Annotated in this window: 4 protein-coding genes; all 4 read right to left on the bottom strand. The window is 44.9% G+C overall.

Features of this window, described 5'->3' with window-relative positions:
- Position 1 precedes the first annotated feature (1 nt).
- Complete coding sequence (locus ACFPB1_RS05855; RefSeq protein WP_379222921.1) at positions 2 to 3,685, bottom strand: DUF6079 family protein; 3,684 nt, start codon at positions 3,683 to 3,685, stop codon at positions 2 to 4.
- An 18-nt stretch (positions 3,686 to 3,703) separates the two neighbouring features.
- Positions 3,704 to 4,159: a BREX-3 system P-loop-containing protein BrxF gene (gene brxF / locus ACFPB1_RS05850; protein ID WP_379222919.1), complete on the bottom strand. Its 456-nt coding sequence runs from the start codon at positions 4,157 to 4,159 to the stop codon at positions 3,704 to 3,706.
- An 82-nt stretch (positions 4,160 to 4,241) separates the two neighbouring features.
- Positions 4,242 to 7,541 (bottom strand): UvrD-helicase domain-containing protein, encoded by a 3,300-nt coding sequence (locus tag ACFPB1_RS05845; RefSeq protein WP_379222917.1) that lies wholly within the window; start codon positions 7,539 to 7,541, stop codon positions 4,242 to 4,244.
- Positions 7,534 to 10,431 (bottom strand): PD-(D/E)XK nuclease family protein, encoded by a 2,898-nt coding sequence (locus ACFPB1_RS05840; RefSeq protein ID WP_379222915.1) that lies wholly within the window; start codon positions 10,429 to 10,431, stop codon positions 7,534 to 7,536. Before ACFPB1_RS05840 ends, ACFPB1_RS05845 begins: the two co-directional genes overlap by 8 nt.
- Between the last annotated feature and the right edge of the window lie 1,128 nt (positions 10,432 to 11,559).

The raw sequence follows: 11,559 nt of genomic DNA, 5'->3' as shown, positions 1-11,559 counted from the left end.
GTTACTCCTTCTTTAACATGATCCGTACTCGATTAGTCGATTGTGAGCCAACCTGTTCCCTTACTAATTGTTCAAACCGCAGGCGCAGCTCCTCAATAGTCAATGGACTACCATCGCCAGCCATCTGCAACAACCGATTTAATGGCAATTCAACTTTCTGAATTCCTTCTAGGACTTCTTTTATTGTCTGGACCAAGCGCAAATCAACCGGTATCCCAAATGATTTATCGTCCATAAACTGTTTTGTTAATTGTTTTTGTTCGCCAGTGAGTAATTCAATATTCTCTCGTAACTCACTATCATTCAGGTTAGTCAACAAGGTATTCGTCCAAGAATCAACTAATTCTTCTAATTCAGTTTCCAACTGCCGAACAGTTACTTGCTGTGCAAATTTTTCATCTTTTGGACGATAACGGCAATGCGGACAAACTGGAGAATGCTCCAATTCACCTTTTTGCAATTTCCAGCAAATTTTCAAATCATCAGACTTAGTCTTCCATGCTTGTAATTGTTGTGCAGGCAGAATTGGGATCATAGAAATCTTCTGCAATGTATCGATACGTCCGTCACGTTTAAGTTGGTTGAGCTTATTCTCCTCTGTTGCTCCTAAGCGTGATGCTGCATGTTGCGCGTAATAGAAAGCAATATATTGTTCCTTTAATTGATCTATTACTTGGAGTTCAGCACTGCAGTCACTGTTAGCCTTTAAGGAAAGGTATAGATCCTCCAATGCACCTTCAACTTTTACATACCAATCATCAGCAATCGAGACATGATTCCTAGCACTTACGATATAGTTCGCTTTTTTTGTGATTTGGGAGGCAAGCTCACGCCACTTATTAAGCTTATCCATTAACATGATGGATTCTTGCTGGCTTTGAATTTCTTCAATTGTCTTTTTGAAATTTTTAAGTTTCGCCGGTGTATCGAACACTTGAAGACTCTGCAGGAATTGATTCAGACTTTGAAGTCTGCCTTGGTAATCCTGCAGTTCCTCGTCCGATAGAAGTGGCAATTCCCATGTAGGAATTTTATCTTTAAGCTCGTGTTGCATTTTAACCAGCTGAGTTAGTTGTTGCTGTACTTTAGTTTGAAGCGTTTGAACTCCATTGGTCTGGGAATCTGGTTGAAGTAGTCCATGACTAATACTAAATAAATCAAATAATGCTCGCAACTCTGCTAGTGGCAAATCACTTGGTTTTTTTATATGACTAAATTCGGCAATCCCTTCTGCCTTCAAAGCGATTAACTGGTTAAACTTCATGGAATCATAGGTTTCCCCATTAATTGTGATTACAATATCACCAGTGTAGACTAGAGTAGCTAATATTACACTTAAGAGCTCTGGTTCTAATTGGAATTCTATCGTTTTCTTGACTTCCCAATCCCCTTGAGATTGGAGGACTTCAAGAAGTTCAGGGGCATTCAGAACCTGTCCATTGCCTTTACTATTTAACAAGCTCAAAACCCATTTGGTATATCCGGATTTCTGTACATTTATTTTTTCCCCATCCAATAACACTAGTCCTTCAAGTATGGTTCTTGCCGTCTTCGTTTTGGGGTTAGAGATATTCGCTAATGTCTCCGGTATATATGTTTTCAACATGGCTTCACGAGTGATACTGATGCTACTAAGCCTGAATGTAGGATAATCAGAATACTTCTCCTCAAACCATGTGGTTAAACAATCATCTGCCGCTGCATCGATGATTTCTCGCACTGTCGCTTGCGCTGGAGCAGATAGGCTCCATTCAGCAAGTTTCTTAGTTACGCCCTTATACGTCATTTTATATGCAGATGGCATATTCTCAACAAGCCACTTCATTAATTTCCTTAAGAACTCCGCGGCCTTATCGTCATACAGCTTCTTGGTCGCGCTTGATGCAGTTATGGACATTTCCCTAGCGCCTGCGTAAAGACGAAGCGCAGTATGGAATGACTCATCCTTTGTGTCCAGTTTGAAGAACACTTCATCCGGTTTGGCTTCATCTTTGAATTTAGGCGGATCATACGGTTGAAGCATATAAATGTAGAAGTCCCGCTCCGGTTGTGCAGTGGAACGTTCATTTGGCGCCCCGAAAAATAGATACCCCGGTCGAGTTACTTTCTTTGAGTACCAGTTTAATTCGTGCTGCCAAATTCGATAACCCGATACTATACTTGGGGATCCATCGTCGGTTAACTTCTCGAGGACTTCAAAGTAATATCTGTCCAATTGGTTGCCAACTAGCATCCCGGCTTTTTCTTCAATCAAAGAGTCAACGTCGGTTACTTTCTCCAAATCGAGGTAATATTGTCCGTTATCTCGATTAAAGGAAATAAACTGGTAGCTGACGGATTTCATGATCTCATTTAAGATTGTATCAATAGTTGCATTTAGAAAATCAGAATCTAAATCAGGAAAATCAAAATATAAAAATAATTGGTCTCTTAATTCCGCTGAAGTGACGCCGATCTTTACTTTAATATCATCCGTTGTAAGTCTAAATACGGAAAGAGCCTGTACGATACGTCTAGCAATTGGTTTATAACTTGCCTTTGCTTTAGGGAAAGAACTTTCAATCCGATCCATGAGGACATCCGACTTTTCCAATACTTCACGTACATCTCGATCCGTACGCAAAGTACGGTCCCCTTTGATATAGAGCCAATAATTATCGTAAGAGACTACTCCCGGGCTATTTACTGGAACTTCGGTATCAAGAAGTTTCTCGATCTCATCGCTAATGGTAGTTAATGCTACACGTTTCTCCACAACACGTACATTCTCGAATGCCGTTAAGTATGCAGGGTGAATAGGAAATAATGCAGTGTACTTCTCGATTTGTTCTCCAAGATTCTCAAAAAGTGGAGCAAATCTTTGTAAGTGTTCTCTTATTAAGGCTTTTTGACGGTCATCCTTTCGTAATAACCGCTGGGAAACGACGAATTCGATATCCTCACGCACTATGATCGCTTGCTCAGTACGCTCCTTGACTCTTCGAATTTCATTTGCTACGAATTGAAATTTGGGATTATCAAACAGCATTTCCTGTACGCCTGTAATAAATCTAAATCGAGTAGACTGTACAACTTCCCCCATTGCCCGTAGAAAGCCTAAGTCAAGAATGAGTTCTTGCTCCTTGCGTGTACGCAAATAATCAAGTAATTCGTCTATTACCAACAAAAATCCGTGGTCTGGATACACCTCATGAAATGCAGCCATCATACGTTTCATTTCGTCTTTATTACTTACCAAGGTAGCTACATTCGGCATTTCATAGTCCACATTAATCTCTTGAAGGTAATTAGTCATTTCTCGAAATAAAACTTCGCCAAGTGGCAATTGAATTCCATCAAATTCTACACGTAATACTTTGAATTTCCCTTCTATTTCTTTTGCCTTTTTCGCAATTTTCTCATGATGGATATATTGTGAGGTCCCATCAGACTCAGCAATAGCTGCTATTACACTCATCAGGTGAGATTTACCGGTACCATAGTTACCAACGATCATAATTCCTTTGTGGTCAATAGGACGTTGGAATTGAAGTTGTTCAAAAATAATATCATCGATTACTTCTGCCATACGGTCCGATACTACATATGTTTGAACTAATTGTTGAGCTAGTTGATCTTCAGCGGCATCCTTTAGAACAACTACAGACTTTATCGGTTCAAATTGGATCAATTCTCTATACTTCATCGTTAAATCCCTCCACAATTAATAGAACATAATACTATTACTGTACTCGGTATTCTGGTAATACTCTGGGTGCTCCGGAGTCGCATAATAGAGCACTCCATTTTCAGCTTTACCTGGCCATATTACCAGCAGAACTGTATTTCCACTCTGTGCTTCTAGCAACTTAATTGGATTTTGCTTTAACTCAGGATCAAATAAATATTCGATATTGTGTATGCATACAACATTATGCTTTTGATCATTTATGGCCTTCCTTAGCCACTTCGCAACATCAAAAGGGCGTTTGTCAGAGGGGACCAATCTTAGTTGTTCTGATAAATATAAGCCTATGTTTAATGTCGGAATACCCTCACGATTTAAGTCATTGATGAGCTTCTGTTGGTTCGTAGTTGCCGGAAGCAGGAAAAAAAGTTTATATCTCTGATTACTCAAACTTGAGATCTCAGTATGTAACAACTCAAGTTTCTCAGCCATAAGGTTAACTCCTCTTGAATGTAGCTAATAGGACTATAGGATTATAATTCGACAATTGGATCTGTTATCCTTCACTTAGACGTCATGTTGCCCATTTTCCTAACTGGGCAAAATACAACCCCGCTTCTTTCACCTTATAACCAAAAGTTTGCTCCCATTCCGACGCATATGCCTGAACTTGCGGCCGGTAAAAATCAATGAATGACTGCAGCTTCTCTTGAGTTACACTGTCCGTCTTGAAATCAACAATAATCCAACCCTCCTCTTCCTCGAAGAGGAAATCAATGACTCCACGAACATAGGCATACCTTATTGAACCCGTACCTTCCAATGCGACCGCAACCTCTGATTCAGCACTCCCAGCATCGCTAGATACGCTGACTTCACCGGCATTCTTTCGAATCATCAGCGGCACCTCGAATAATCGGCGGCGAGCGCGTAGGCTGCGCTGCCAGAGTTCGCTTGCTATTACGCTTCTTACAACCCGAGCGGCTTCGCTAACGAGATCATCGTCCATGCCTTCCTCATCCGCTAAGAAACGTATAGTGTCTTCAAGTTCCGACTCCGGTAACCCCTTGCCTAGCATCTCAATAGTACGGTGAACGACACTTCCAAACGCCATTCCTTTGCCTTCCACGGACCATTCCGGTGTATCGCCGGCTGCTTTCGTCTGGCCGGTGACAGATAAGACTGCGTAAGTAGGCTCACTAATCGCATTCAGCCTCATCTTTCGAACTTCCGCGACATTTTGCAAATCCGGCCCCTCGGTCAACTCCGTCTTCTTCTCTGGCTTCATCGCCGGCACATCAAGTTCGCGTGCGAGATCCATCCCATCAACGAGCGGTGTCCAAGGGCACTTCGCCGGTTGATCGGGATACAAGCTTATAACGAGCATTTGCTTCGGGCGTGTAGCCGCGACATAAAGTAACCGATCTTTCTCTGCATTGGAAAAAGCACGCTCTCGTTCGTTCATCTCACCCCATCCTAAGGGTTGAGCGATCACTTCCGTTTTGAACTCTCCGATTGATTTACTTATCGTAAAGTAACCTGCAGCCGGATCTACGGAACGATCAATATACTGCGTCGCATCATGATCAGACTCCCCGCATGGACAGGCTAAGAAGACTACGGGTGCTTCTAGTCCTTTGGCTTTATGCAGATTCATAATCCGGACAGCCTGGTTGCCGCCAGCGTAAAGGCTCGATGTTTCCATCCCTCGATCCGCGAGTATGTGCTCAATCAATCGACACAATTCCGCCCAGCTTGAACTCGCCGCAGGATCTCCATGTAACAGTTGCAGCATTCTCACCAATGTCCCAGCACGAACAGAGCCTGCCGGCAGCGTCGACACGTACGGCAGAACACCGAGATCATCCACGATTCGGCTGAACGCGGTGGCCGCGCTTAACGTGCGAATCCATCCCTTATATTTCTGAAGCTTTCCAAGCACCGTAACAACTACCTTGGCCTCATCACTGCAAGCCTCCAATGCCGGTAAGTCAAATAACGAGAACGAAAATCCGCCCTGCTTATAAGCCCATAATTGCCGATCACTCAAGCCGAACAACATTCCGCGCATAACGGAGAGTAGAGCCGGTTTATCTGCAGAATCCTCTAAATACCGTACCAGCTGTAATAATGCGAGTAGTTCCTCATAGACCGTTGTACTGCCCGAAGTATCTGCCGGTACTCCGAACAAATCCAACTGTTCTGCGTACAGGTGGATGAACTCCCTCGTTTTCGTCAGAATCAGAAAATCACTCGGAACCGCATTTCGGTTTCCTCTATCACGATCTACAATCTGCAAATTACCATTATTACACGCCCACGATATATATCTTGCAATCTGCTCAGCATCTGTTTGTGCGACGGCAGCTTTGCCTCCCGGCATTTTGGGATAATTAAGAACGTATATCCCATGTGGCGGTTTACGAGCACCTTTGGGATTGTCCGCACGTGTCTCCATCTTCACTAACGCAGCCTGGTACTCCGTTTCCGAAGACGGAAATTTGCCGACAAACTGACCATTTATGTAATCACCGATGGAATGTACAGAACGGAAATTAGCTGCTAGACGACAAACCGCACCGCACTCCTGGATGCGCGCCTTGACTTCGTTATAGATAGAAATATCCGCCCTGCGGAAACGATAGATTGATTGCTTCGGGTCCCCGACCACGAACAAGGAACCTGGCCGTGGTGTAAGCCGCCGCCAGTTTTTCTCGAATACCCCAACCTCAGCGCTCCCTGTGAGTAGAAACATCAGCTCCGCTTGAATCGGATCCGTATCCTGAAATTCATCGACAAGCAGCCTCTGGTATCGTTCGGCGAAATACGCTCTTACTTCACTATTTTCACGTACAAGCTTGGCAGCTTCCATGAGTAAGTCCTGGAAATTCAGTTTTCCCGCGGCGTATCGGCGTGTCTTGTAATGATCAAGTACAGGCCGCACGAAGCGGATCAGCTTCGGATACATATATTCACGCCATTCCTGAAGGAACGGAAAAAGTATGTTGATCTGCCAATCGGGAAAAAGCTTTTTCATCTCGCCGGCATGTTCTTTGGATGTCCACCTATTCAGCGTCACGTCAAGCTTGCGGTCAAATTCCTTTGCGATCTCGAGAATTCGCATATCATCCGACAAGTCGATGTAGCGCATCTTCTGATGCGTCTGTCGAACAAGCTTCTGTACCGTATCCCAGCCTTTCTCAGGCTCCACCGTCGGAATATAGGGCGCTGCAGCATCGAGCAAAGGAAGCAGAGTTTCCCGAATTCGATCAAAATTGGGCCGTTCCCGCTCCTCACAAGGAAGCTCAACATCAGTAAACAAAGACACACGATCAAATACGTCTCTAAGGGTATTAACATCCACACGCAGCGACAATAACTTTTCGAATTGTAACCGCGCTTCTTCATCCAGCTCAGCCATGTAATCATCCCAACAACTCGAGCGGAATTGCTTATCGCTTACTTCGTCCATTTCTACAAATGATGGGTCCAGCCCTGCCTCAATGGGACGCTCGCGCAATAGCGATCCACAGAACGAATGGATGGTTCCGATGAAGATCAGATCAAGATTTCCCAGTGCTTCGGACAACCGCTCCCGAACTAAAGAAGCATCCGATGATCTTCGATATGCTTTCTCCAACGCCAGTCGGAAACGTTCTTTCATCTCGTCTGCAGCTTTGTTGGTAAAAGTAATAGCCGCGATTTGACTGACACTAACGCCGGATTCGATCAATGCCAGAAGCCTGCTAACCAAGCTGGTCGTTTTACCCGATCCAGCCCCTGCCTCAACAAGCAAAGTCGTATTTAAATCCGTAAGGATCCGATCACGGTCAGCTTGATCTGCAGGTGCCGTAAAGCCGAATGACTCAGTCATGACTCTCCACCTCCAGCAGCGTGCTTAGAATATCAGCATTTACAGACGAATCACGTTTGCCCGCCATCCACTCCGCATGAGATCCGCACACGGCTCGGTAATCACACCACCCACATGTCCTCGAATCTTTAGCCGGGACATAAACCCCTCGATTCCGAGATTCCAGCTGCTTTGCAATAATGGTAGCCAGGTCTTCTCTGCGATTCTGAATTCGTCTTACCTTCTCGCCGCGCCCACGCTCAGTTGGAAAATAGTATTCCGCCTCCGTCACCTTGGCTTCGAAGTCCATCCCTGTTTCGCGAAGCCACTGCTCTACAGCAATGGAATATACAGCATGCTGTAGCTGTGTTCCGCCGCTGAAATATTCAGCAACCTTGTACTTGCTAGTGCTGCCCGTTTTATAATCGATAATCCGGTACTCGTGAGGTCCTATTCGATCGACCCGGTCGACGAAGCCTTTCAGCTTAAAATGAATGCCTCCGGGCAAATGAATCTCCATGGGCTCTCCATCATGCGTCGCGAGCTCTAACTCGAAGAAGCATGGTTGATCTGTTCTACCGACTTCATGGAGATAAAAGATTTCCACATCACGCCGAATTTCTTCACATTCCTTGGCGAATACATGCTGATTTGGGGCAGGGATTAATAGAGCATTCTCCCGGATTACGGCTTCCACGATCTCGACCAGTCGGCCTTTGTCATGCAGGGCCGGTTTCGTTCCTTTGTACGTAACGTCCTCTAAATACCGTTTGAAAATGTCATGCAGCAAGGAGCCTCTTTCGCTTGCTTGCAGCCAGCGGGTCCGGTCGAATTCAGAGACTTCCTTCGGACGAAGCTTCAAGACATAGTAAAAATAGTATTGCAGCCCACAGCTCGCATACTTCTCTAACTGACTTACACTAATTGTATCGCGGCGTTGAACGTTATCTAAGCCATTAGCACTTGTAGAAATGTCGCTCTCCAACCAACCGTCATAGGCTGATAACCTCTCACCAAATCGGAAAGCTATGGCTTGATAACCCGCTGCAAGAGCAGGGTACGTTTCCATCACAGCCTGCCATCCATCCTTCGGTTTTCCATTTGGTTCCTGGAGCAGCCCCGCCCACGCATTGATTCCGTCAAACGGAGCAGCTAACTCGGATGCATGCATAATATCCATAACACTGTAAGGTTCACCTAGTGAATGCTCTAATACTCCAAAATCTAATAACGAATCTCTTGACTGCAACCGCAGAACCTGAAGCATTTCAAAAGCAGGACTGTTGCTCTTCTGCTCCCCTATATCATAAGAAGAATAGCTTAACCATATCTCGCCTCGAATTCGCGACAGTCGGGACTCACGTTCGCTTCTGACATTTTTCGCACGTTCCTTGGCAGACTCCAAGTGCTTAGATAGCGTAATACGTTCTTGATCCAAGAGAAGAGGGTCTTGTACTGCAGATATACTCCAAGTTCTCTCATCCATACCCAAGATCCAAGTCCGTTCTCTCCCGCTCCATCCACCGTTATGTAAAGAGCTAATGTGAATCGAACCCGGTTTCGGTGTTGCCGTGGCGCGAATACGAATCCCAGCTAACATCTCTTTAACGTACTGGACAGCCAAATCCATCGGTATTGGTTCAGACGGACTTGCCGAGTAACGCTTCCTCATCTCCTTCAACGATGCTCCTACGTTTGCATCATCCAGTGACCGTGCCGGCACATGCTTCTGAACAAAATCCGTCACCCACTCTAACAATATAAGTGGATTCCATTCATTTCCTTCGGGCAGCCGATCAAACCAATCTTTCACGTAAGTAAATAAAGCAGTGCCTTGCTCCCGCTCTTCCTCACTCAGTCGTTCTGGACGAAGTAATGCAAGATACCTTTCTCTCCCCCAACCAATACCGGACTTCTCCAGCAAGCAAACCCAATCGGTGCGAGACCAGCGTTCATCTGAAAACGAAATATAGCCATGTCGCAGCATTTCCGCAAGCCTCTTTACCGGGAAACCTTCTGCAATCCAATCAAGTATACCTACAACCGCTTTCCCAGCATCACAAAATACAAGCGGCAGCCCGTTCGAGAGCGTATATTCGACGCCCAGTGCTTCGGCATGCGAGTGAATAATAGGTGCATAATGCTCATAATCAGACAAAATGATTTCCATCCGATCAAGAGCCGAGGGGTCCGATAGGTTTCTTCGAAATCCCTCTCTGACCTCCGCTAAGCTTCCGGTTGCGCGGAACATCGTGAATCTATTTTTTGAAAAATCTTCGTTTATATAAAATGGAACATCCGAATCAAGGAAGCAGAGACGCCCCCCCGACAGCTTGTGGATCATATTCCGCTCCACAAACGTCCACCCTGTTGGCGCAAGCACCAGATAAACGGTTTCGTCCCCCCCTGGTTTCAAGTAGTCACCCAATCCGGCAACATCCGTCCGTCCATTTTCCCGCAGATACGTCTCGTAGAATGCGAGCATTCTTTTCAAATATTCGCCTTTAAGCGGATTTGTAAAACATTCCGCCTTCACTTCATCCGAACGAAGACCGGCCAACCGCATATCGGATATAACACGATTCACTTGATTGACGATACCGGGCTTCAACATGGACTCGTTTATATAAGTCATCGGATTCTCTATTGCCAACTGCTTCATCAACTCACGGACAACCCAAACAGCCTGCCCCTCATCAAGCAGACTGATTTTTCTGCGAAACAGCTCTGGCTTTGTATTTGCGGTCACTATTCCGCGAAGAGTCTGCACTTCTACGTTAAAAATAGCTCCGTAACGCTTGCATATCTGCTCGAGCAGTTGGTGTCCTTGGGCATAGGATCTGGCCAACAACACTTTCGGAGACAATGGAGCCTCGTTGATTTTCTGATACAACCGATTGATCAGATCCATGTAAAAGCCTCCCTGCGAATTCATTTAACCTCATTTTACAATTTCGAATAGACAGCAGGATGTCAGCGAATGTATGTTCCGAAAAACGAAACACCCCGCTTGGGATCAAGCGAGGTTTGATAACGCATCTGCAATCAGCCCGTAAATGTAAACTGAATTTACCGATTTACTCGTGACTTCTTGACTTACAGAGGTCCCTTTAAGCCGTACATGATAATAGGGATATATTCTTTCGAATTCTTTGTACGTAATGGTACGGGACATTTTCAGAGTGGAGCTTGGTCCGTTATCCTTTGCTTCACTGATGATAAGTTTAGTTCCATCCGTACTGACTCGAAACCATAAGGGTGTCTTTTTGTTTTGTGGGACGGTATGTATCTCGAAAGATTGGCTCTGGGCGCGTTCAATAATTCGATTCCACGTTTCAAGTGCTTGCAAGGTCTTCTTCCCCCTACTGACTTGTCTTGTTTTTCTATGAATAATGGATTTATCCACTTATCTTGGTGAGAATGCCCCGCCGGAGACTTCTCTTTTTCGATAATGTTTAAATCTGTTACAGACTTCGTCACTTAACGTTATCAAGGAATGCGTTCTACACATGCCCTTTATATAGAAGTCACAATTGCCGCAATTACGATATTCACTATAGCTCCTCTTAATCCCCTTCAGCTTCTTGGGATCCTCTTCTCTAGACTTATTATTGTAAACCTCGTCATTCTGACGGGATTGAATCATTTCAGATTTCGGAGTCATTGGCTTATTGGCATGCTTCATCAGGGTCGGATCGATATATGTCTTTACTTCAGAGCTACGCTTATTAGATCCTCCCCGATAGATGTCTACGGAGGAGATCGTCGTAATCGGCAGCTCCAAACGCTCCCAACCGGAATCATCCACATGATTACCATTCATGACATAGTCCAACCGACATATCTTGCAGTGAAAAATATTCGTCTGTCTCTCCACCGATGTCTGCGTTCGCTGGTAATACCATAGAGCTTTCTTCCTCGTCAGTTGTAGACTTGAACCGCAGCAGGAACATCGCTTTTTTTCGTCACAGAGCAAATACTTCTTCACGGCATTTCGCCCCCATGTCACAGTATAGCCATTATATAAGCGTTCTTTGTC

Source organism: Paenibacillus sp. GCM10023250 (genome assembly GCF_042653205.1).
Taxonomy (GTDB): domain Bacteria; phylum Bacillota; class Bacilli; order Paenibacillales; family Paenibacillaceae; genus Paenibacillus_Z.
The sequence above is the reverse complement of the archived record's forward strand: the minus strand, read 5'-3'. Positions and strand labels throughout refer to the sequence as shown.